Annotated in this window: 22 protein-coding genes; 17 read left to right on the forward strand and 5 right to left on the reverse strand. The window is 67.2% G+C overall.

All coding sequences use genetic code 11. From position 1 onward, the window contains the following. Positions 1–2: 2 nt before the first annotated feature. Genes ACV22V_RS23135 through ACV22V_RS23145 form a run of 3 tightly spaced genes read left to right on the forward strand, consistent with a single transcriptional unit; the run spans position 3 to position 2,724 of the window. Positions 3–491, forward strand: a complete 489-nt coding sequence (locus ACV22V_RS23135) for a thioesterase family protein (RefSeq protein WP_059534242.1) — start codon at positions 3–5, stop codon at positions 489–491. A 57-nt stretch (positions 492–548) separates the two neighbouring features. After that, complete coding sequence (locus ACV22V_RS23140) at positions 549–1,505, forward strand: alpha/beta hydrolase (RefSeq protein WP_448015659.1); 957 nt, start codon at positions 549–551, stop codon at positions 1,503–1,505. 22 nt (positions 1,506–1,527) lie between these two features. Next, the gene (locus tag ACV22V_RS23145; protein WP_448015660.1) at positions 1,528–2,724 is read left to right on the forward strand and encodes a TauD/TfdA family dioxygenase; all 1,197 of its coding nucleotides are present in this window, start codon (positions 1,528–1,530) and stop codon (positions 2,722–2,724) included. A 192-nt stretch (positions 2,725–2,916) separates the two neighbouring features. Here ACV22V_RS23145 and ACV22V_RS23150 read toward each other — a convergent pair whose 3' ends face one another. From ACV22V_RS23150 to ACV22V_RS23160, 3 genes are all read right to left on the reverse strand, one after another. After that, positions 2,917–3,219 carry a DUF4148 domain-containing protein gene (locus ACV22V_RS23150; protein ID WP_059534248.1) on the reverse strand — a complete coding sequence of 101 codons (303 nt, stop codon included), beginning with the start codon at positions 3,217–3,219 and terminating at the stop codon, positions 2,917–2,919. Positions 3,220–3,433: 214 nt separating this feature from the next. After that, positions 3,434–4,420, reverse strand: coding sequence for an oxidoreductase (locus tag ACV22V_RS23155; protein WP_059534355.1), 987 nt, complete (start codon positions 4,418–4,420; stop codon positions 3,434–3,436). A gap of 137 nt (positions 4,421–4,557) precedes the next feature. Further along, positions 4,558–4,848 carry a DUF3331 domain-containing protein gene (locus ACV22V_RS23160; RefSeq protein ID WP_044847789.1) on the reverse strand — a complete coding sequence of 97 codons (291 nt, stop codon included), beginning with the start codon at positions 4,846–4,848 and terminating at the stop codon, positions 4,558–4,560. Positions 4,849–5,525: 677 nt separating this feature from the next. Between ACV22V_RS23160 and ACV22V_RS23165 the strand changes: the two genes are divergently transcribed. The 9 genes from ACV22V_RS23165 to ACV22V_RS23205 all read left to right on the forward strand — a co-directional run bounded on the left by ACV22V_RS23165 (position 5,526) and on the right by ACV22V_RS23205 (position 14,831). Next, positions 5,526–6,290 (forward strand): SDR family oxidoreductase, encoded by a 765-nt coding sequence (locus tag ACV22V_RS23165; protein WP_448015661.1) that lies wholly within the window; start codon positions 5,526–5,528, stop codon positions 6,288–6,290. Positions 6,291–6,412: 122 nt separating this feature from the next. Further along, entirely contained in the window at positions 6,413–7,255 is an 843-nt protein-coding gene (locus ACV22V_RS23170) for an ureidoglycolate lyase (RefSeq protein WP_059534249.1), read from the forward strand. Between the two features lie 23 nt (positions 7,256–7,278). Beyond that, a complete protein-coding gene (locus ACV22V_RS23175) occupies positions 7,279–8,556 on the forward strand; it encodes an L-fuconate dehydratase (protein ID WP_059819518.1) in 1,278 nt (425 codons plus the stop codon). Positions 8,557–8,644: 88 nt separating this feature from the next. Continuing rightward, positions 8,645–9,421, forward strand: coding sequence for an SDR family oxidoreductase (locus tag ACV22V_RS23180; protein ID WP_223964867.1), 777 nt, complete (start codon positions 8,645–8,647; stop codon positions 9,419–9,421). A gap of 12 nt (positions 9,422–9,433) precedes the next feature. Next, positions 9,434–10,975: a sugar ABC transporter ATP-binding protein gene (locus tag ACV22V_RS23185; RefSeq protein WP_448015662.1), complete on the forward strand. Its 1,542-nt coding sequence runs from the start codon at positions 9,434–9,436 to the stop codon at positions 10,973–10,975. Between the two features lie 30 nt (positions 10,976–11,005). Next, positions 11,006–12,043: an ABC transporter permease gene (locus ACV22V_RS23190; RefSeq protein ID WP_223964866.1), complete on the forward strand. Its 1,038-nt coding sequence runs from the start codon at positions 11,006–11,008 to the stop codon at positions 12,041–12,043. A gap of 76 nt (positions 12,044–12,119) precedes the next feature. Next, on the forward strand, positions 12,120–13,061 hold the full coding sequence (locus tag ACV22V_RS23195; protein ID WP_059534259.1) for an ABC transporter substrate-binding protein: 942 nt from the start codon (positions 12,120–12,122) through the stop codon (positions 13,059–13,061). A gap of 43 nt (positions 13,062–13,104) precedes the next feature. Further along, on the forward strand, positions 13,105–13,995 hold the full coding sequence (locus ACV22V_RS23200) for an amidohydrolase family protein (protein ID WP_448015663.1): 891 nt from the start codon (positions 13,105–13,107) through the stop codon (positions 13,993–13,995). A 74-nt stretch (positions 13,996–14,069) separates the two neighbouring features. Beyond that, positions 14,070–14,831 carry a FadR/GntR family transcriptional regulator gene (locus ACV22V_RS23205; RefSeq protein WP_448015664.1) on the forward strand — a complete coding sequence of 254 codons (762 nt, stop codon included), beginning with the start codon at positions 14,070–14,072 and terminating at the stop codon, positions 14,829–14,831. Between the two features lie 16 nt (positions 14,832–14,847). On the opposite strand, the gene ACV22V_RS23210 is transcribed toward ACV22V_RS23205, so the two are convergent. Continuing rightward, on the reverse strand, positions 14,848–16,089 hold the full coding sequence (locus tag ACV22V_RS23210; protein WP_448015665.1) for an NAD(P)/FAD-dependent oxidoreductase: 1,242 nt from the start codon (positions 16,087–16,089) through the stop codon (positions 14,848–14,850). 427 nt (positions 16,090–16,516) lie between these two features. Between ACV22V_RS23210 and ACV22V_RS23215 the strand changes: the two genes are divergently transcribed. From ACV22V_RS23215 to ACV22V_RS23225, 3 genes are all read left to right on the forward strand, one after another. Next, a complete protein-coding gene (locus tag ACV22V_RS23215) occupies positions 16,517–17,224 on the forward strand; it encodes a YfiR family protein (protein WP_059702297.1) in 708 nt (235 codons plus the stop codon). Then, positions 17,221–18,489, forward strand: a complete 1,269-nt coding sequence (locus tag ACV22V_RS23220) for a diguanylate cyclase domain-containing protein (RefSeq protein WP_448015666.1) — start codon at positions 17,221–17,223, stop codon at positions 18,487–18,489. Before ACV22V_RS23215 ends, ACV22V_RS23220 begins: the two co-directional genes overlap by 4 nt. 84 nt (positions 18,490–18,573) lie before the next feature. Then, entirely contained in the window at positions 18,574–19,083 is a 510-nt protein-coding gene (locus tag ACV22V_RS23225) for an OmpA family protein (RefSeq protein ID WP_059534279.1), read from the forward strand. A 56-nt stretch (positions 19,084–19,139) separates the two neighbouring features. Here the strand turns inward: ACV22V_RS23225 and ACV22V_RS23230 are convergent, their stop codons facing one another. Next, positions 19,140–19,760 (reverse strand): hypothetical protein, encoded by a 621-nt coding sequence (locus tag ACV22V_RS23230; RefSeq protein ID WP_448015667.1) that lies wholly within the window; start codon positions 19,758–19,760, stop codon positions 19,140–19,142. An 812-nt stretch (positions 19,761–20,572) separates the two neighbouring features. Here ACV22V_RS23230 and ACV22V_RS23235 point away from each other — a divergent pair. Together ACV22V_RS23235 and livH are read left to right on the forward strand one after the other, a co-directional pair. Beyond that, positions 20,573–21,697, forward strand: a complete 1,125-nt coding sequence (locus ACV22V_RS23235) for a branched-chain amino acid ABC transporter substrate-binding protein (protein ID WP_448015668.1) — start codon at positions 20,573–20,575, stop codon at positions 21,695–21,697. A gap of 173 nt (positions 21,698–21,870) precedes the next feature. Next, positions 21,871–22,797 (forward strand): high-affinity branched-chain amino acid ABC transporter permease LivH, encoded by a 927-nt coding sequence (livH, locus tag ACV22V_RS23240; protein ID WP_006484734.1) that lies wholly within the window; start codon positions 21,871–21,873, stop codon positions 22,795–22,797. Positions 22,798–22,807 lie beyond the last annotated feature (10 nt).

A 22,807-nucleotide genomic window follows, 5' to 3' on the forward strand; every position in this document is an offset into this window, starting at 1 on the left:
ACATGACCGGCGATACCCCGCTGACGATTTACCACGACGTCGTGCGGCCCGAGTGGGTCGACTACAACGGCCATTTGCGCGACGCGTTCTATCTGCTGATCTTCAGCTTCGCGACCGATGCGCTGCTCGACCGCATCGGTCTCGACGACGCCGCGCGTCGCGAGCGGTGCCGCTCGGTCTATACGCTCGAAGCGCACGTGAACTATCTGCAGGAGATCAAGGAAGGCACGCGCGTGCGCGTCGATGCGCGGGTGTTCGCGCATGACGCGAAGCGGCTGCACCTGTATCTCGAGCTGTTCGCGGACGGCCATGACGGCGCGGTGTCGGCGAGCGAGCAGATGCTGCTGCACGTCGATACGCGCGACGGCGCGAAATCGGCGCCGTTCGACGACGACGTCGCCGCGCGCGTGGCCGAACTGCATGCGTTGCAGCGCGATTGCGCGGCGCCCGCGTATGCGGGGCGCGTGATCGGACTGCCGCCGCGTCGCTAGCGTCGACGTTCAACGTTCAAGTTTCAACGTTCAATTTTCGACCGCGGAGCGCACACAATGCTCGAACCGGAAATCGCGGCGTTCGTTGCAGCCGTCGACGCGTGGTATCCGGCCGACGCGGCGGCGCGCTCGCCCGTCGAGCAACGCCGCGTCTACGACCGCTTCGCGGCCGCATGGACGCCCGCCGAACTGCCGCCCGGCATCGTGCAGCAGGACGCCGCGTGGCACGCGCCGGACGGACGCGCCATCGCACTCCGGCGCTACGCGCCTGCGCACGGCGAGCCGCGCGGTACCGTGCTGTTCTTTCATGGCGGCGGCTTCGTCGTCGGCTCGCTCGACAGTCACGCGTTGATCACCGCGCAACTAGCGGCCGACACGGGGCTGGCCGTGATCGCGGTCGACTACCGGCTCGCGCCCGAGCATCGTGCGCCGGCCGCGCTCGAGGATTGCCTGGCCGTCACGCGCGCCGCGCGCGACGCAACCCGCTGGCCGTTCGGCTCGTACGCACGACCGCTGACGCTCGCGGGCGACAGTGCGGGCGGCAATCTCGCGGCGGCCGTCGCGACCGCGCTGCGCGACGCGGGCGAAGGCGGCATCGACGGGATCGCACTCGTGTATCCGATGCTCGGCATCGAACCGCAAGCGCCGGCGCGCGAGACGGAAGCACACGCGCCGATGCTGACGCTCGACGACGTTCATCGCTATCGCGCGCTGTACTGGGGCGATGCGGATGAAACCGCGCTGAACGACGATCCGCTGCTGCGCGCATCGGCGCCGCTCGCGGCGTCGCGCTTCGACGGGCTGCCGCCCGTGCTCGCGATCGGCGCGGAACACGATCCGCTGCGCGACGATGCGCGCGTCTACGTCGAACGGATCCTTGCGGCCGGCGGCGCCGCGCGTTACTGGAGGGGAGAGGGGCTGGTGCACGGCTGCTGGCGCGCGCTCGGAACGAGCCCGCAGGCGGCGCGGATGCACCGGATGATCGGCGGGTTTCTGCTCGCACCACACGCGTAGCGGGCGTTTCCGGGAGGCAACGATGCAGGCAGCGCAACACCGTATCGAGGACTGGCGGACCTTTTCCGCCGACGCGGCCATTGCGGCGGCGACGATCGGCGATGGAACGGTGGACGTCGAGTGGAGCGACACGCGACGATCGCCGTTTCACTTCGACTGGCTGCGCGACAACTGCGCGTGTTCGGCGTGCGTGCACGCGCTCACGCGCGAACAGGTGTTCGAGATCGCCGACGCGCGCGAGGATCTGTCGGCGCTCGCCGTGCATGTCGAAACCGACGGCGCGCTGCACGTCGAGTGGAACGACGGGCATCGCAGCACCTGGTCGCCGGGATGGTTGCGCGCGCATGCATACGACGATGCGTCGCGCGCGGAACGCCAGGCCGCGCACGGGCGGCACGTATGGGCCGGCGACGATGCGACGGCGATCGGCGTGTTCGCGTGGCGTGACGTGATGGAGGACGACGGCGCGTTGCGCGCGTGGCTCGCCGCGTTGCAGCGCACGGGGTTGACGCTCGTCGAGGGCGTGCCGGCCGAACGCGGCCGGGTCGACCAGATCGCGCGTCGTGTCGGCCTGATCCGCGAAAGCAATTTTGGCGTGCTGTTCGATGTCGAATCGAAGCCGCGACCGGACAGCAATGCCTATACGTCGCTCAACCTGCCGCCGCACACCGACCTGCCGACGCGTGAATTGCAGCCGGGCGTGCAGTTCCTGCATTGCCTCGCGAACGACGCAACGGGCGGAGACAGCATCTTCCTCGACGGCTTTGCGCTCGCGCAAGCGCTGCGGCGCGACTATCCCGTCGATTTCGAATACCTTGCCTCGACGCCGTTCGAGTTCTGGAACAAGAGTGCGAACAGCGACTACCGCTGCTCGGCGCCGGTGATCGGCCTCGATGCACACGGCAACGTGACGGAAGTGCGCGTCGCGAACTTCCTGCGCGGGCCGCTCGATGCGCCGGCCGGATCGGTCGCGTCCGTCTATCGCGCATACCGGCGGTTTCTCGCGCTCGCGCGCGAGCCGCGTTTCCGGGTGCAGCGCCGATTGCGGGCGGGCGACATGTGGGCGTTCGACAACCGGCGCGTGCTGCATGCGCGCACCGAGTTCGATCCGTCGACGGGCCGCCGGCATCTGCAGGGCTGCTACGTCGATCGCGACGAACTGCTGTCGCGCTGGCGTGTGCTGTCGCGTGCGGCCCCTGCCGCCGCCGCGGGGCGTTGACCGACGCATACCGCAACGCCACGCATACCTCGCCGCGAAAAAGCGCCCGGACGCAGCGCGCCCGGGCGAAGCCACCCGCTGCCGGGCGGCAGAGGTATGTGTTTCACAAAACAAGACGAGCCCGCATCAGGGGCTCGTCCGGGTACGGCTTCGTCGCGCGATGCGCGATGCGCCCGCCAGGGGCGCGTCGGCTTACTGGCCGAAGAAGATCGAGTCGCGCGCGTTCGACGACGCTGCGGCGACCGGGGCGCCCGAGTGGACGACCGGAACCGGTTGCGCGCCGTAGCCGCTGGCGTCGGCACCATGAACACGCGCTTCCGCCGACTGGATGTCGTTCGGGTAGTACGGGCTCGACACGCCCGGCTTGTAGCCGGCTTGTTCGAGCTGGACCAGTTCGTTGCGGACTTGCGCGCGGGTCACGGTGCTTTGTGCGAAAGCGCCGAACGAAGCGGACAGGGCGACAGCGGCAACGACTGCGGAAACGAGCGATTTCATGATGACCTCCGGTGTTTTATTGGGTTCGCTTTCGACACCATGTCTGCAGCGATTGACTAAATCTTAGTCACCGGGTCGTGCAGGGTAAACGCTGATTTTGACGATAGATTGTTTCCGGACTGGTAACAGTCAGCCGTTCAATCATGCTTTCATCAAGCTTTCATTTCTGCGAGTGTAATAAGCATGGCAAATGTTGAGGAGAACTGCGCGTGATTCAACGCACCTCGGTCGCCGTGTCGAACGGCGTGGCGGGCGGGCGACCCGCGGCCATGCCCGAGCTCAGGAAATGCACGCCCGTCGCGGCTTCGGAGGCCTCCCACAGCAGCGCGGCGGTCGCCACATCGCGCGCCGCGCGCGGCACGCTCGCCGGCGCCGGCAGGCCGCGCGACTCGAACCAGCCGGACGGTCCGATGTACGAGCCGCCGGTGAGGTCGGGCGACGTCGCCGCGTGAATCGCGGGAAGTGCGCCCTGGTCGGCCGGTTGCGCGAGATAACGGTTCGCCGCGCGCATCAACGCGGCGCGCGTGGGCGAACTGTCCATCGCAGGGCCCGCGAACTGCAGATTGGTCGCCGCATAGCCGGGATGCGCGGCGACGCTGATGCCCGCGAACGCCGCGCGCTGGAAGCGGCGCTGCAGTTCGATCGCGAACACGAGGTTCGCGAGCTTGCTGTCGCAGTAGGCGAGATAACGGTTGTAACCGCGCTCGGCCCGCAGGTCGTCGACGCGGATCCGGCCGCCGCGGTTGAAGCCGCTCGACATCGTCACGACCCGCGCGCGCCGCGCGGCGCGCAGCGCGGGCAGCAGATGCCCGGTCAACGCGAAATGGCCGAGGTGATTGGTGCCGAACTGCATCTCGAAGCCGTCTTGCGTGTGTCGCAGCGGCAGGAACATCACGCCGGCGTTGTTGCAGAGGATGTCGACGCGGCCGTGGCGGTCGGAGACGTCGGCGGCGAAGCGCTGGATCGACGCGAGATCGGCGAGGTCGAGCGGATCGACTTCGACCCGGGCGGCGGGATGGAATCGGCGGATCGCATCGGCGGCCTGCGCGCCGCGCGTGGCATCGCGGCAGCCCATCACGACCGTCGCGCCCTTGGCGGCCAGCGTTTCCGCGATCTGCCAGCCGAGCCCGCTGTTGGCGCCGGTCACGACCGCGACTTTGCCGCCTTGCGCCGGGACGTGGCGCGCGCTCCATGCATGCATGTCTGCCTCCATCGGCGTGGCCGGTGCGCCACGACGTGTAATCGTTACATTGAATGCTGTAACGATAGTCCGCGCGGGCGGGGCAGACAAGCGGAGGAACTAGACCGGCGGTTCTAGGCCGGCTTGCGCGTCGCGCGTTACCGGCTGCCGGCCAGGGCGAGCACTTCGGCGGCGGAGATCATCGCGGCCGCGTTTGCCGGTGCCGGGCGCTCGGCCGGGCGGAAGACTTCGTCGCCGCGCTGGATGACCTGGCGCGACAGCGCGCAGGTGCCGGTGCGCTGCGCGAAGCGGCGGCGCCAGCGCTGTTCGCCGTAGTGACAGCGGCCGGGTTCGACCCAGCGGACGACGAGCAGCGTATCGGAGCGTTCCAGAATTTCGACGTGGACGTCGGCGGGATCGAGCACAGGCAGGGATTTGGAGGCCTTCATTTGCCGTTTCCTAAAGCTCGTGCGGTTTCGGCCGTGGCAGTGGATGTCACTACCCAACGGCGATTCCGTAGCGGTTTCCATGAGTGGTGCGCTAAATGTAAGCGTCTGTGACCGGAAAAAACATCCTGTCTGGCTCAAATTACCTTTTGCCGATTTAGAAACAATCGACGCGCATTTTCTTGAAAAACCAACGACAAAAGCGCCCCGGACGCGAACGCCCGGGGCGGAAAATCGGCCCGCGCCACCGTGTCTGCTCGCTCAGTCACGTGGACACCGCGGGGGACGGAGGTGCCCGTCAGGGATCTGCGACGGGCGGGGTGCGGTGGTCCGGGCAGCGCGGTCCGGCAACGCCATGATCGCGCGCGTCCCCCGTTGACACCCTGACGGGAACATGACGTTTTTGTCAGTTTCGCCGCGACGGAGGCGCGACACAGGCACCCGAGGCCGGCGCAAACCCACGCCGGCATTGGCTTTGCGGGGCAAGTGATTGCGCTCCGGAATCGGAAAAAGACGGTAACCGAAGTACCTCGCACCGCCCGCCGGCCCGATTTTGCCGTTCGGGAAAATACTGAATCACGCGATCGTGACAAATCCGGAATCTGTTCCTATGATTGGTTGGACCTTTAGTCCTTTGTGCCAATTGGTCGGCTCGGCCGGCTTCTACAGGAGTGGTGCTCATGAGATTGCAGGGCAAGCGCGCGCTGGTGACGGCGGCCGGGCAGGGTATCGGCCGCGCGACCGCGCTGCGGTTCGCAAGCGAGGGCGCCGACGTGCTGGCGACCGACATCAACGAAGCCGCGCTCGCGCAACTCGCGGCCGACGCCGAACGCGCGGGCGGCAGGCTGGCCACGCGGCGGCTCGACGTGACCGATGCGGGCGACGTGTCGGCACTCGCCGCGCAGGAGCGTGCGTTCGAGGTGCTGTTCAACTGCGCGGGGTTCGTGCACCACGGCTCGATCCTCGATTGCGACGATGCCGCGTGGGCGTTCTCGCTGAACCTCAACGTCACGTCGATGTACCGGCTGATCCGCGCGCTGCTGCCGGCGATGCTGGTAGCGGGCGGCGCGTCGATCATCAACATGGCGTCGGCTGCGTCGAGCGTGAAGGGCGTGCCGAACCGCTTCGTCTACGGCACCACCAAGGCGGCCGTGATCGGCCTGACCAAGTCCGTGGCCGCCGATTTCGTCGAGCAGCGCATCCGCTGCAACGCGATCTGCCCGGGCACGATCGAGTCGCCGTCGCTGGAACAGCGGATCGCCGAGCAGGCGCGCACGCGTCAGGTGTCGACCGACACCGTGCGCGAGGCGTTCGTCGCGCGCCAGCCGATGGGCCGCATCGGCACCGCGGACGAAGTGGCCGCGCTCGCGTTGTATCTCGCGTCGGACGAAGCGTCGTTCACGACCGGCGCGATTCACCTGATCGACGGCGGCTGGTCGAACTGACCGCGTCTGGCCGACCGCGTCTGGCCGACCGCGTCTGGCCGACCGCGTCTAGCCGACCGCGTCTAGCTGACCGCGTCTAGCGAACCGCGCCGTTCCATTCACTTTCCGTTTCCTCACACAACATGAAACTGCTGAGATTTGGCGACAAACACCACGAAAAGCCCGGCCTGCTCGATGCGCAGGGAAAGATCCGCGACCTGTCGGGCGTGATCGACGACATCGCCGGCGATGCGCTCACACCCGCGTCGCTCGCGCGGCTGCGTGACATCGACCCGTCGTCGCTGCCGCTCGTCGAAGGCACGCCGCGACTCGGCGCGTGCGTCGGCCGCGTCGGCAAGTTCATCTGCATCGGGCTCAACTATTCCGACCACGCGGCCGAATCGGGCATGGAAGTCCCGAAGGAGCCGGTCGTGTTCGGCAAATGGACGAGCGCGATCTCGGGCCCGAACGACGACGTCGAGATTCCGCGCGGCTCGGAGAAGACCGACTGGGAAGTCGAGCTCGGCGTGGTGATCGGCCAGGGCGGCCGCTACATCGACGAGGCCGACGCGCTGTCGCACGTCGCCGGCTACTGCGTGGTGAACGACGTGTCGGAGCGCGAATACCAGCTCGAGCGCGGCGGCACGTGGGACAAGGGCAAGGGCAACGACACGTTCGGCCCGCTTGGGCCCTGGCTCGTGACGGCCGACGAAGTGCCCGATCCGCACGCGCTGCGGCTGTGGCTCGAGGTGGACGGCCACCGCTACCAGAACGGCACGACCGCGACGATGGTGTTCCGCGTGCCGCATCTGATCAGCTATCTGAGCCGCTTCATGAGCCTGCAGCCGGGCGACGTGATCTCGACCGGCACGCCGCCGGGCGTCGGCCTCGGGCAGAAGCCGCCGGTCTATCTGCGCGCCGGGCAGGTGATCACGCTCGGCATCGACGGGCTCGGCGAGCAGCGCCAGCGCACCGTGCAGGCCTGATTTCCTTTTACGGACCGTTCGTCATGCCTATCATTCGATCGATGCGCGTCCTCGACGTGCGCTTCCCGACCTCGCAGCAGCTCGACGGCTCCGATGCGATGAACCCGGACCCCGACTATTCGGCCGCGTACGTCGTGCTGGAAACCGACCACGACGGGCTCGAAGGCCACGGGCTCACGTTCACCATCGGGCGCGGCAACGAAATCTGCTGCGCGGCGATCGACGCGATGCGTCACCTCGTCGTCGGCCTCGACCTCGACTGGATCCGCGAGGACATGGGCCGCTTCTGGCGGCACGTGACGTCGGACAGCCAGTTGCGCTGGATCGGCCCCGACAAGGGCGCGATCCATCTGGCGACGGGCGCCGTCGTCAACGCGGTGTGGGACCTGTGGGCGAAGGCGGTCGGCAAGCCGCTCTGGCGGCTCGTCGCGGACATGAGCCCCGAGGAAATCGTGCGTGCGATCGATTTCCGCTACCTGACCGACTGCCTGACGCAGGACGAGGCGCTCGATCTGCTGCGTCGGCAGGCGCCGGGCAAGGCCGCGCGGATCGCGACGCTCGAGCGCGAAGGCTACCCGTGCTACACGACGTCGGCGGGCTGGCTCGGCTACAGCGACGACAAGCTGCGCCGGTTGTGCCGCGAGGCGGTTGACGCCGGTTTCGACTACGTGAAGCTGAAGGTGGGCGCGAACCTGGAGGACGACATCCGTCGCGTGACGATCGCGCGCGAGGTGATCGGTCCGGACCGCAAGCTGATGATCGACGCGAACCAGGTGTGGGAAGTCGATGAGGCGATCGACTGGGTGCGCGAGCTGGCCTTCGCGAAACCATGGTTCATCGAGGAGCCGACGAGCCCCGACGACGTCGAAGGACATCGCAAGATCCGCGAGGCGATCGCGCCGGTGCAGGTCGCGACCGGCGAGATGTGCCAGAACCGCGTGCTGTTCAAGCAGTTCATCGCGCGCGGCGCGATCGACGTCGTGCAGATCGACGCATGCCGGCTCGGCGGCGTGAACGAGATTCTCGCGGTGATGCTGCTGGCCGCGAAGTACGGGCTGGCGGTGTGTCCGCATGCGGGCGGCGTCGGGCTGTGCGAATACGTGCAGCATCTGTCGATGATCGACTACGTGTGCATTTCCGGCACGAAGGAAGGGCGCGTGACCGAGTACGTCGATCACCTGCACGAGCATTTCGTCGAACCGTGCGTCGTGCGCGGCGCGGCGTATATGCCGCCGACGGCGCCCGGCTTTTCGATCGAGATGAAGCCCGAATCGCTGGAACGGTATCGATTCCGCGGCTGAAGCACGTGGCACGCGGCATGCGGCACGAGAACGCACGATGCACCGCGCGCGGCCCGCGCGGCGACAACATGAACGACGGAGACGCGAAGTGGATTTGAATCTGCAAGACAAGATCGTGATCGTGACGGGCGGCGCGTCGGGCATCGGCGCCGCGATCTCGATGCGGCTGGCCGGCGAAGGCGCGATTCCGGTGGTATTCGCGCGCCACACGCCGGACGACGGCTTCTGGCGCGAACTCACGCGCAAGCAGCCGCGCGCCGCGTGCATGTCCGTCGAACTTCAGGACGACGCGCAGTGCCGCGATGCGGTTGCGCAAACCATCGCGCGCTTCGGCCGCATCGACGGCCTCGTCAACAACGCGGGCATCAACGACAGCGTTGGGCTCGATGCCGGGCGCGACGCGTTCGTCGCATCGCTCGAACGCAACCTGGTCCACTACTACGTGATGGCGCATTACTGCGTGCCGCATCTGAAGGCGACGCGCGGCGCGATCGTCAACATCTCGTCGAAGACGGCCGTCACCGGGCAGGGCAACACGAGCGGCTATTGCGCATCGAAGGGCGCGCAACTCGCGCTGACGCGCGAATGGGCCGTCGCATTGCGCGACGACGGCGTGCGCGTGAACGCCGTGATTCCGGCCGAGGTGATGACGCCGCTCTACCAGACCTGGATCGCCGGTTTCGACGATCCCGAAGCGAAGCTCGCGGAAATCGCCGGCAAGGTGCCGCTCGGCAAGCGCTTCACGACCGCCGACGAGATCGCCGACACGGCCGTGTTCCTGCTGTCGGACCGCGCGTCGCACACGACGGGCCAGTGGCTGTTCGTCGACGGCGGCTATACGCATCTCGATCGCGCGATCGGCTGAGGGCATCGAGCCATGCAACCCGATCTGAACCCGACCGCCGCACCCGCCGCGCTGATTGCGCTGACCGGCATCGGCAAGCGCTTTCCGGGCGTGCAGGCGCTCGACGATTGCCGGTTCGACCTGCATGCCGGCGAAGTCCACGCGCTGATGGGCGAGAACGGCGCCGGCAAGTCGACGCTGATGAAGATTCTCGCCGGTGTCTATCAGAAGGATGAAGGCGAGATCCGGATGGACGGCCGCGCGGTGGAGATCGACGATCCGCGCGCCGCGCAGGCGCTCGGCATCGGCATCATCCATCAGGAACTGAACCTGATGAACCACCTGAGCGTCGCGCAGAACATCTTCATCGGGCGCGAGCCGCGCGGCCGCTTCGGCGTGTTCGTCGACGAGGACCAGCTCAACCGCGACGCGGCCGCGATCTTCGCGCGGATGCGGCTCGATCTCGATCCGCGCACGCCGGTCGGCCGGCTGACGGTCGCGAAGCAGCAGATGGTCGAGATCGCGAAGGCGCTGTCGTTCGACTCGCGCGTGCTGATCATGGACGAGCCGACCGCCGCGCTGAACAACGCGGAGATCGCCGAGCTGTTTCGCATCATCGGCGACCTGCGCGCGCACGGCGTCGGCATCGTCTACATCTCGCACAAGATGGACGAACTGCGCCAGATCGCCGACCGCGTGACGGTGATGCGTGACGGCAAGTACGTCGCGACCGTGCCGATGGCGGACACGTCGATGGACGCGATCATCGCGATGATGGTCGGCCGCCAGCTCGATACGACGTTCCGCACGCCGCCCGATACGTCGGCCAACGAGGTCGCGCTCGAAGTGCGCGGGCTGTCGCGCGGCCGCGCGATCCGCGACGTCGGCTTCACGGTGCGGCGCGGCGAGATTCTCGGCTTCGCGGGGTTGATGGGCGCGGGCCGCACCGAGGTCGCGCGCGCGGTGTTCGGCGCGGACCCGGTCGACGCGGGCGAGATTCGCGTGCACGGCAAGACCGTGACGATCCGCACGCCGGCCGACGCGGTCGCGCACGGGATCGGTTATCTGTCGGAGGACCGCAAGCACTTCGGGCTCGCGGTCGGGATGGACGTGCAGAACAACATCGCGCTGTCGAGCATGCAGCGCTTCGTGCGCCGCGGCATGTTCCTCGATGCGCGCCGGATGCGCGACACCGCGCAGTCGTACGTGCGGCAGCTCGCGATCCGCACGCCGTCGGTCGCGCAGCCGGCGCGCCTCCTGTCGGGCGGCAACCAGCAGAAGATCGTGATCGCGAAGTGGCTGCTGCGCGACTGCGACATCCTGTTCTTCGACGAGCCGACGCGCGGCATCGACGTCGGCGCGAAAAGCGAGATCTACAAGCTGCTCGACGCGCTCGCCGCCGACGGCAAGGCGATCGTGATGATCTCGTCGGAGTTGCCCGAGGTGCTGCGCATGAGCCACCGGATTCTCGTGATGTGCGAAGGGCGCGTGACCGGCGAATTGCGCGCGGCCGACGCCACGCAGGAAAAGATCATGCAGCTCGCGACGCAGCGCGAGTCGACCGTATTGTCCTGATTCAGACGCCGATCCTTAGGCCTACCGACCATGTCCAACGATACGCATCCCGTCCCGCCCCTTGCCACCGGCGACACGCCGGCCGCCGCATCGAGCCTGAAGTCGCGCTTCTTCAACCCGGCCGCGCGGCAGAAGCTGCTCGCGTTCGCGAGCCTCGTGCTGCTGATCGTGTTCTTCAGCTTCGCGTCGTCGAACTTCCTCGAAGTCGACAACCTCGTGGCGATCCTGCAGGCCACCGCCGTGAACGGCGTGCTGGCCGTCGCGTGTACCTACGTGATCATCACGTCGGGCATCGACCTGTCGGTCGGCACGCTGATGACGTTCTGCGCGGTGATGGCCGGCGTCGTGCTGACGAACTGGGGCATGCCGCTGCCGCTCGGCATCCTGGCCGCGCTGTGCTTCGGCGCGCTGTCGGGCAGCGTGTCGGGCTTCGTGATCGCGAAGATGAAGGTGCCGCCGTTCATCGCGACGCTCGGGATGATGATGCTGCTCAAGGGGCTGTCGCTCGTGATTTCGGGCACGCGGCCGATCTACTTCAACGACACGCCGGGCTTCACGTCGATCGCGCAGGATTCGCTGATCGGCAGCCTGATTCCCGCGTTGCCGATTCCGAACGCCGTGCTGATCCTGTTCCTCGTCGCGGTCGGCGCGTCGATCGTGCTGAACCGGACAATCTTCGGCCGCTACACGTTCGCGCTCGGCAGCAACGAGGAAGCGCTGCGGCTGTCCGGCGTGAACGTCGACGCGTGGAAGATCGCCGTCTACACGTTCAGCGGCGCGGTGTGCGGGATCGCCGGGCTCCTGATCGCGTCGCGGCTGAATTCCGCGCAGCCCGCGCTCGGGCAGGGCTACGAGCTCGATGCGATCGCGGCCGTCGTGATCGGCGGCACGTCGCTGTCGGGCGGCGCGGGCAGCATCGTCGGCACCATCATCGGCGCGTTCATCATGAGCGTGCTGACCAACGGCCTGCGCATCATGTCGGTCGCGCAGGAATGGCAGACGGTCGTCACGGGCGTGATCATCATCCTCGCCGTCTACGTGGACATCCTGCGCCGGCGCCGCCGCTGACGCACGCACGAACGCACATGTGCTTCACCGCCGGCCCGTCCGGCATTTCAGTCGATACCAACCAAGGAGACGCGAAGTGATCAGGAGCAAGGTGTTGAACGCGATCGTCGGACTGACGTTCGCCGTGGGCGTGACGGCCGGCGCGCAGGCGCAGGAAACCTACATCCCGCTGATTTCGAAGGGCTTCCAGCATCAGTTCTGGCAGGCCGTGAAGGCGGGCGCGATGCAGGCGGCGAAGGACTACAAGGTGAAGGTGACGTTCGAAGGCCCCGAAACCGAGGCGATGGTCGACAAGCAGATCGACATGCTGTCCGCCGCGATCGCGAAGAAGCCGGCGGCGCTCGGCTTCGCGGCGCTCGACAGCAAGGCCGCGCTGCCGCTCCTGAAGAAGGCGCAGGCCGAGAAGATCCCGGTCATCGCGTTCGACTCCGGCGTCGACAGCGATATCCCGGTGACGACCGCCGCGACCAACAACAAGGCCGCCGCCGCGCTTGCCGCCGACAAGCTCGCCGCGCTGATCGGCGACGAGGGCGAGGTGGCCGTGGTCGCGCACGACCAGACGAGCCGCACCGGCATCGATCGCCGCGACGGCTTTCTCGAACGGATGAAATCGGCGCACCCGAAGGTGCGGATCGTGACCGTGCAGTACGGCGAAGGCGACCAACTGAAGTCGACCGAAGTGACGAAGTCGATCCTGCAGGCATACCCGAAGCTCAAGGGCTTGTTCGGCACCAACGAAGGCTCGGCGATCGGCGTGGTGAACGGCGTGCGCGAGATGAAGCGCAAGGTCGTGATCATCGGTTACGATTCCGGCAAGCAGCAGAAGGACGCGATCCGCAGCGGGATGATGGCCGGCGCGATCACGCAGAATCCGGTCGGGATCGGCTACAAGACCGTCGAGGCGGCCGTGAAGGCGATCAAGGGCGAGAAGCTGCCGAAGGTCATCGATACCGGTTTCTACTGGTACGACAAGACCAACATCGACGACCCGAAGATCACGGCGGTGTTGTACGACTGAACGTGACGTGACACGGCGAACGACGGCGAAACGCGAGGACATCATGGGCGCAGTGCGCATCGATTCTCATCAGCACTTCTGGCGTTATCGCGCGGCCGAATTCCCGTGGATCGGCGCCGGGATGGGCGTGCTTGCCCGCGATTACATGCCCGACGCGCTGTGGCCGCAGATGCATGCGCAGGCGCTCGGCGCGTCGATCGCGGTGCAGGCGCGTGTCGGACGCGACGAGACGGCGTTCCTGCTCGATCTCGCCCGCGACGAAGCGCGCATCGCGGCCGTGGTCGGCTGGGAGGACCTCGGTGCGCCGGCGCTCGCCGACCGTATCGCTGAATGGCACAGCCCGAAGCTGCGCGGCTTTCGTCACCTGCTGCAGGACGAAGCCGACGTCGGCGCGTTCGTCGCGGATCCCGCGTTCAATCGCGGCGTCGCGTGGCTGCAGGCGAACGGCTACGTGTACGACGTGCTCGTGTTCGAACGTCAGTTGCGCGACGTGCGCGCGTTCTGCGCGCGGCACGATGCGCACTGGCTCGTGCTCGATCACGCGGGCAAGCCCGCGCTCGCCGAGTTCGACCGCGACGACACCGCGCTCGCCCGCTGGCGCGCCGGGCTGCGCGAGCTGGGCGCGCTGCCGCACGTCGTGTGCAAGCTGTCGGGGCTCGTGACCGAAGCGGACTGGCGGCGCGGCCTGCGCGGGCAGGACATCCGCCACATCGAGCAATGCCTCGACGCGGCGCTCGACGCGTTCGGCCCGCAGCGGCTGATGTTCGGTTCGGACTGGCCCGTGTGCCTGCTCGCGGCGTCGTACGACGAAGTGGCGTCGCTGGTCGAACGCTGGGCCGAAGCGCGGTTGTCGGCGGCCGAGCGCGACGCGTTGTGGGGCGGTACGGCCGCGCGGTGCTATGCGGTGCCGGGCGATACGAAGCCCGGCATATAGAATAGGCGCGAACGGCCTGACGCTCCCGCATTCGTCAGACCGTCCGCCACGCAACCGCTTACCTGTATCAACGTATGTCCATCCAGCCGATTCAGAACCGCCGCCTCTACCAGCAGATCGCCGACAAGCTCAGCGCGATGATCGAGTCAGGCGACTTCCCGCCGGGCAGCTACCTGCCGCCCGAGCGCGAACTGGCCGAGCAGTTCGGCGTGTCGCGCACGTCGGTGCGCGAGGCGCTGATCGCGCTCGAGGTGAACGGTCTCGTCAGCGTGCGGGTCGGCGACGGCGTGAAGGTGCGCCAGCTCGAGGCGGCCACCGCACCGCAACCGCAGATCGACACGACGGTCGCGCCGTTCTCGATCGTCGAAATCGATCCGGAGCTCGGCATCGCAGTCGACCTCGATACCGAAATCCCGCCGTTCGCGCTGCTGCAGGCGCGCCGGCTGATCGAGCCGGAAGCCGCGTCGCTCGCCGCGAAACATGGCTCGGACGCGCAGATCGAGGGGATTCACGAGGCGTTCCTGCGCAACCAGGAAGACAACCGCAGCGGCTCGCTCACGCATCCGGGCGACCGGCTGTTCCATATCCGTATCGCGGAAGCGAGCGACAACCCCGCGTATGCGCTGATGATCAAGCAACTGCTCGCGCACAAGTACGACCTGATGTTCCAGCGGCTGCAGTCGCTGTACATGCCGAACGACATGCCGCATCGATCGGAGCTCGAACACCGCGCGATCCTCGACGCGATCCGCGCGCGCGACCCGGAGGCCGCGCGCCGCGCGATGGCCGAGCATCTCGACGAAGTGATCCGGATCTTCGGCCGCGCGCTCGACTGAGCGCGGGCGATCGGCATCAGAAGCGGTCGGCGCGGTAGGGCGTCGGATCGGTGAACGGCGTCTCGCCGGTCATCATCTCCGCCAGCAGGCGGCCGGAGACGGGGCCGAGCGTCAACCCGTGATGGTTGTGCCCGAACGAGAACCACAACCCGCGATGCGCGGGCGCGGGGCCGATCACCGGCCGCATGTCGGGCGTGCACGGCCGGAAGCCGAGCCACGGGTGCGGGTCGAGCCGCTCGCCGAAGCCGAACACCGGGCGCGCGACGCGTTCCGCGCGATCGAGCTGCACGCCCGTCGGCGGCAGGCCGCGCCGGGCGATCTCGACGCCGGTGGTCAACCGCAATCCGCGCCGCATTGGCGCGATCACGTAGCCGTATTCGCGATCGACGATCGGCGCCGACGGCGCGCCGCGTTCGGACGGCGCGTAGTGCATGTGATAGCCGCGCTTCTCGCGCAGCGGAATCTTGTAGCCGAACTTGCCGAACACCGTGTCGGACCACGGGCCGAGCGCGACGACGACGGCCGGCGCGGCGATCCTGCCGTCGTCCGTCGCGACCTGCCAGCCGGGCGACAGCGCGTCGAGGCTCGCGGCATCGCCGGTGAGCAGCGTGCCGCCGCCTTGCACGAAGAGTTGCGCGTAGGTTTTGACGAGCGCGGACGGATCGACGACGCTTTTCGGATCGAGCCAGTGCAGCGCGCCGCAGAAGCCCGCGGCGAGGTTCGGTTCTTGTGCGCGAAGTGCCGCGGCATCGAGCGGCGTGATGCCGAGCCCGTGGCGGCGCGCGGTGAGTCCCGCATCGGCGACCGCGCGGTCGAACGCGGCCGGCGTGCGGAACGCTTCCATCCAGCCGCTGGCGCGCACCAGTTCGCCGGCGCCGGCGCGCGCGATCAGCGCGTCGTGCTCGACGATGCAGCGCTCGATCAGCGGCAGCATGTCGCGCGAGGCTGCCGCGTGACGCAGCGGCGCCGATTCCCACCAGAAGCGCGCGAGCCACGGCGCGAACGCGGGCAGCGACGCGCTGTGCCAATAGAGATCGGTGGAGCGGTTGAGCGCATAGCGCATCAGCGTGAACGGGCTGCGCGGGAACGGATACGGTTCGATCGACGAGCGCTCGATCAGCCCCGCGTTGCCGAAGCTCGTGCCTTCGCCGGGCGCGCCGCGGTCGACGAGGGCGACCTTGCGGCCGCGATCCTGCAGGTGCAGCGCGGCGGAGACGCCGACGATGCCCGCGCCCAGAACGATTACGTCGAAGTCCATGAGGGAAGACGAGATAGACGGTTGATGATCGACACTCGGCGTCGGCGACGCGCGCGACGGTCCGGTGCGCGGAACTGCAATCGAATGATCAGCAAGGATACTCGGGAACGCGGTGATGTGCGAATTGCGCTGCGACTTCCCCCGGCTTCGCATCGGCGCGTGGGGGAAACCGGTCCGGCGCGCCACTGCGGAACGTATGAAGTTTGCGTCGCACGGTCGCCCCGTCAACTGATCAATCCCCGGCATCGCATCGCCACGAACGGCGCCGATTCCGCATACTTTCCGACATGAATCGCGGGTGTATCCCACTGGTTTGGGATACGAATTTTTACCTAAGATGGAAGCACTCGTGCGCGCGACACGGTGCCTGCGCGCGCACGGCAGGCAGGAGGCAGGGCCGGGAACGACTGCAGCAGATGTTTCCATCATGGATGCGAGTGTGTGCGCGACGGCCGCGAGTCATGCGGCCGCATCGACGCCAGCGGGCGCGGCGGCAATCGCCGCGCGGACGGCGTCCGGCCGGTCGGGCCGAGTCGCCGGGTTGCGCCACGCGTTCATCGCAATCGTTTGCGTTCTGAGCGTTGCCCCGGCCGTTCTTGCCGGGGCGCCTGGCGATGCCGACGAGCCGAACGACACGGTGCGGCTCGTCGGCACCACGACACCCGTCAATCCCACGAGTCCCGCCTTTTCGTCACACGACTCCGCCGTACGCCAGGTCGTGCTCGGCATCGTCAGTTTCACGCGCTGGCCGACGACGCCCGTTCGCCTGCATCTGTGCGTGACGGGCAGGCCCGACTACGCGGGCGACCTCACCGACTCGATGCAGGCCGGCTCGACCGTGCTCGACGTGCAGCGGGTCCGCTTCGACGACCCCGCGCTCGGTGTCGCATGCGACGTGGTGTATCTCGGCGCGCTCGGAAGCGACGAGCGAAAGCGGGTGCGAACCGCGCTGGTCGGCCGTCCGGTGCTGACCATCGCCGAACACGATCCGTCATGCACCGCGGGCAGCATGTTCTGTCTCGCGGTCGAAGGCGAACACGTCACGTTCGACATCAATCTCGACGCCGTCGCGCGCAGTGGCGTGCGCGTGCATCCGAACGTGCTCAATCTCGCGCGGCGGACGCTGACGCCATGACACGTTCCGCGCCCTCCATTTCGCCTTCGCGTGTGTCGCGCCCGACGCTGCAAAGCGTGTTGCGCCGCGCGCATTTGCGCCTCGCGTTCGTCGCGGTCGCGATGGCCGCCGTGTCGCTGATCGTCGTCGCCGTGATCGCGCTGCGCGCGTACGCCGGCAACAACCTGAACCTGCTGGCGCGCTCGCTCGGTTACACGGTCGAGGCGGCGCTCGTGTTCGGCGACCGCGTCGCGGCGAACGAGGCGATCGCGATGATCGCCACCGACGAGGACGTCGCGCAGGTGGTGGTCACAGATGGCAAAGGCCAGTTGTTCGCGACGTGGAAGCTGCCCGCCGAAGGGCGGATCGCCCGGCTCGAGCGCGGCGTCGCCGCGCTGGCGCTGCCCGGGCCCGTGAGCGCCCCGGTGACGCACGACGGCATCGTCGTCGGCCAGGTCATCGTGCGCGGTCGCGGGCATCAGTTCTTCGGATTCCTGCTCGGCGGTATCGGCGGCATTCTCGGCGGCCTGGCCGTCAGCGTGCTCGGCGCGTATGTCAGCTCGAAGCGTTTGCTGCGCAACATCGTCGCCCCGCTGCGCGCGCTGGCCGGCGTCGCGCACGCCGTGCGGCGCGAGCGTGCGTTCGCGCGTCGCGTCGAGCCCGTGGCGATCGCCGAACTGAATCAGCTCGGCGACGACTTCAACGCGTTGCTCGACGAATTCGAAGACTGGCAGAACACGCTGCGCGACGAAAACGCGTCGCTCGAACACAAGGCCACGCACGATGCGCTCACGGGGCTGCCCAACCGCGTGCAGTTCGAGTCGCGTCTGTCGCTTGCACTCTGCGACGCCGTCGTGACGGGGCAGCGTGTCGCCATTCTGTATCTCGACTGCGACCGCTTCAAGGAAATCAACGACGGCCTCGGCCACGATGCCGGCGACGCGGTGCTGATCGGCGTGGCGGCGCGGTTGCGCGCGCAGGTGCGCGAGACCGATCTCGTCGCCCGGCTGGGCGGCGATGAATTCGCGGTGATGCTGACCGCTGTGCGCGATACGGACAGCGTGTGCCGGATCGCCGATGAGATCTTGTCCGGCATGGTGCCGTCGATCGAACTGCCCGACGGACGCATGGTGGCCACCATGATGAGTGCCGGTATTGCGCTGTATCCCGATCATGCGTCCGACGCGAGCGGCTTGCTGCGCGCGTCGGATGCCGCGATGTACCGCGCCAAGCGTGCGCGGCCGGGGTCGTGGCAACTGGCGGAGGGCATGGCGGGACGGGTTTGATGTCTATCGTTTCGCGCCGCGGGCGAGGCCGCGGTGGCGGGATAATAAGCGCGCGCGAAGCGGGCGCGTACGAAGGGGTCGATCATGGATGACTCGTTGCCTGTGAGCATTGGGAGGATGTGCGTCGCGAGCGCGGTGCTTCTGTGCCTGCTGCTCGGCGGATGCAAGACGCCGCCGCTTCATCGGGGGCTCACGCAGACGCAGGTCACGGCGCTGAAGTCGGCCGGCTTCCAGGAGACCGAGCAGGGGTTCGAGTTCGGGTCGACGGGGCCGATTCTGTTCGATTTCGATCGGTACAACCTCAAGCCGGATGTCAGGCGGATCGTCGAGCGGATCGGCAGGACGTTGAGGTCGGCGGGGATCAACGGCGTGCGGGTTTATGGATACTCCGATGAGGAAGGGGAGGCTGCTTACGATCTCGAGTTGTCGCGGCGGCGGGCGGAGGTGGTGGCGATCGAGCTGGTGGACGTGGGGCTCGACGGGAAGCGGATTGCGGTTGTCCCGAAGGGGAAGAGCGATCCGGTGGGCGATAACCGGACACCGGCCGGGAGAATGCAGAATCGGCGGGCGGCGATCGTGGTTTCGCCGAGGTGAGGGGCGTCACGTCCGGATGATCAGCGACGTCAGCAGTCACGACCCGCCACCAAACATCACCAAGCGATATTGCAAGACGACCGCGACGCTCCCGCACCACCCGTAGCCGTGCAATGCGAACCCGCGCCGTTGTCGTAGAACGTCCGCGTCACCGGCTGCGGCACCGATGGATCGTACGGATTAGGCGCACCGTGCGGACCGCGCGCGGCATTGAAAGGTCGCGTGGGCGGATACGAAATCCTGCCGCCAGGCGCTTGCGACCCGTTGGCCCTCAGATAATCAGTCCAGTTCTGCGCGCGCTGTTCGTATTGGGGTAACGCGCGACCGAAGCTATCGCTTCCGCCCGCGCCAAGCGCAACGCGATTCGAAGGCCATGCAGAATCGCCGGCCCCGTGTTCAACCGAAGGCTGCGGCTCGAGCGTATCGCCCGAAACCCGCAACGGCCGCGTATCCGGCGTATCGAACGGACTACGTTCAGCCCGCGCCGCGTACTTCGCGCGCCGCGTCGTTAGCGCGGCACGCGCGTCATCCCTGGCGACAGCCCGGCGTTCCGAGCGAAACATATTGGCCCCGCCGGAACGATCGACCAGCGAATCGTGGCTCGAGGCGTCGGCAGTCGAAACAGAAAGCGCACAAGCGAGCGCGGCGGCGGAAGAAAAACGGAGAGGATGATTCATCGGGATCCGAACCAGGTGATGTGCAATGAGAAAAAACGGCAGATCACTGGCTGGCGGCTCGGCGACGTATGGGCGTCGAAGCGGCCCTGAAGCGACTGCGAATCGCGGAAGGGGCGACTCACAGGAAGGCTGGCTGGATTGCAGAAGCGAGGCCGCATTATTTCATAAAAATCACAAACAGCTTTCGCATGACGGGTAAATGTCGGCAAACGGAAGGATTGGCGGCACAGTCGCATCGCCCCGACACGGTGCACGCCGACACAATCATCAGTTGATTGATCGTCGACGATCGGACCCTAAGCATCCAAAAGTGCACACGACGCACGACGACAAATCGCCGAAACCTAAACCCGGCAAGGAATCCGTCGACAGGCCCACCCAAAATCGCAACCCAATTGCACCCGCCGCAAACATTCGCCGCCCACCTCAGTTGCTCCCGCATCGCCACCTTGCGCGAGTCAAGTTTCTCCGTGTTTTCCCTCATGGAGGCGGCATTTTTGACAGACGATTTGAAAACCCCCATATAATTTCGACTGCCTTGCCAACGGCTGTCGGACCATCCCTCCGGACGAGCAGTTGGCAAGCGGGGCAGGCGAAACGCTTGCGCAATGCAAGACGCATCACGATGTCTTTCCGAACCAGACGTCCCCCTTGGGGGACTGCAAGAGCCGGGCCCCGCTACGCAACATCCATCCGCAGGTCCGTCTTCATGTGTCTCGGGCGTGTTCCATGTCCTCGCCCCGGGTGCTGTTCGATTGCGCAAGTCATGCCGCCTTTGCCCGTATGACTAAACAACATCGAGGAGCTCCCAGATGACGCTGTCCCGTCTTACGTCCATTTCCGCCGCCGCCGTGCTGTTCGCCGCCGGCGCCGCCGCCGCCGCCGCGCAAGCGGAAACCGTGAAGATCGCCATCGCTGGTCCGATGAGCGGCTCGGTCGCCCAGTACGGCGACATGGTGAAGGCCGGCGCGCTGACCGCGATCGAACAGATCAACGCGGCCGGCGGCGCGGGCGGCAACAAGTTCGAAGTCGTGCAGATGGACGACGCATGCGAACCGAAGCAGGCCGTCGCCGTCGCCAACAAGATCGTCAGCCAGAAGATCAAGTACGTGATCGGCCACGTGTGCTCGGGTTCGACGATCCCCGCATCCGACATCTACGAAAACGAAGGCATCGTGATGGTCACGCCGTCGGCCACCGCGCCGCAGCTGACGGAAGGCAAGAAGCGCCACTTCATCTTCCGCACGATCGGCCGCGACGACCAGCAAGGCCCGGCCGCCGCGCACTACATCATCAACAACGTGAAGCCGAAGAAGGTCGCGGTCCTGCACGACAAGCAGTCGTACGGCCAGGGCATCGCGTCGTCGGTGAAGAAGGACCTCGAAGCCGCGAAGATCCCGGTCGTGCTGTTCGAAGGCATCAACGCCGGCGATTCGGACTACTCCGCGATCATCACGAAGCTGAAGTCGCAAGGCGTCGATTTCGTCTACTTCGGCGGCTACCACCCGGAAATGGGCCTGCTGATGCGCCAGGCGCGCGAGCAGGGCGTGAAGGCCACGTTCATGGGCCCTGAAGGCGTGGGCAACAAGGACGTGACGGCAATCGCCGGCCCGGCTTCGGAAGGCATGCTGGTCACGCTGCCGGCCGACTTCTCGGCCGACCCGGCCAACGCGGCGCTCGTGAAGGCGTTCGCGGACAAGAAGCGCGACCCGAACGGCCCGTTCCAGATGCCGTCGTACGCAGCGGTGAAGATCATCGCCGACGCGATCGCCGGCGCGAAGACGACCGACCCGACGAAGGTCGCCGCGTACATGCACAAGACGACGTTCGACACGCCGATCGGCAAGGTCGCGTATGACGCCCAGGGCGACCTGAAGGCGTTCAAGTTCGTCGTCTACACGTGGCACAAGGACGCGACGAAGACCGCCGCCAAGTAACAACGGAGTATCCGCCCGCGCGCCCGCTCTGCCCGTAACCCGGGCGGAGCGCGTGCGCATTTGGCCGTTCCGCGGCCGACGGGCGGCCCGAGACGACACCGTGCGTTGCGCGCGGCCGAACGCCGTGATCCGGCGACGGCATGCGACCCAGCGCCAACGGGAGCTTCCCGCACATGACTGACTTCTTTCCTCAATTCGCCCAGCAGCTGGTCAACGGCCTGACGCTGGGTGCGATCTATGCGCTGATCGCCATCGGCTATTCGATGGTCTACGGCATCATCGGCATGATCAACTTCGCCCACGGCGAGATCTACATGATCGGCGCATACGTGGGCCTCGTGACCCTCACCGCCATCGGCATCTCCGCCGGCTATCCGCTGCCGCTCGTGCTCGGCGCCGCGCTGATCGTGTCGGTGATCGTCACCGGCCTGTACGGCTTCGCGGTCGAGCGCGTCGCGTATCGCCCGCTGCGCGGCGGCCCGCGCCTCGTGCCGCTGATCTCCGCGATCGGCATGTCGATCTTCCTGCAGAACTACGTGCAGATTGGCCAGGGCGCGCGCGACGTGTCCGTGCCGGTGCTGATCTCCGGCGCATTCGACATCCACCTCGGCGGCGACTACGACGTGACGATTCCGTATGCGCGTCTGTTGATCGTCTGCGTGACGATCGTGCTGATGATCGCGCTGACGCTGTTCATCTCGCATTCGCGGATGGGCCGTGCCTGCCGCGCATGCGCTGAAGACATGAAGATGGCGAACCTGCTCGGCATCGACACGAACCGCGTGATCTCGTTCACGTTCGTGCTCGGCGCGATGCTGGCGGCCGTCGGCGGCGTGCTGATCGGGCTGACGATCGGCAAGCTGAATCCGTACATCGGCTTCGTCGCGGGCATCAAGGCGTTCACCGCCGCGGTGCTGGGCGGGATCGGCAGCATCCCGGGCGCGATGCTCGGCGGCGTGCTGCTGGGCCTCGCCGAAACCTTCGCCGCAGGCTACATGCCGGCCGAGTACAAGGACGTCGTCGCGTTCGGCCTGCTCGTGCTGATCCTGCTCTTCCGCCCGACCGGCCTGCTCGGCAAGTCGGACATCGAAAAGGTTTGAGGGAGACGCA

This window comes from Burkholderia sp. AW33-5, assembly GCF_053427615.1.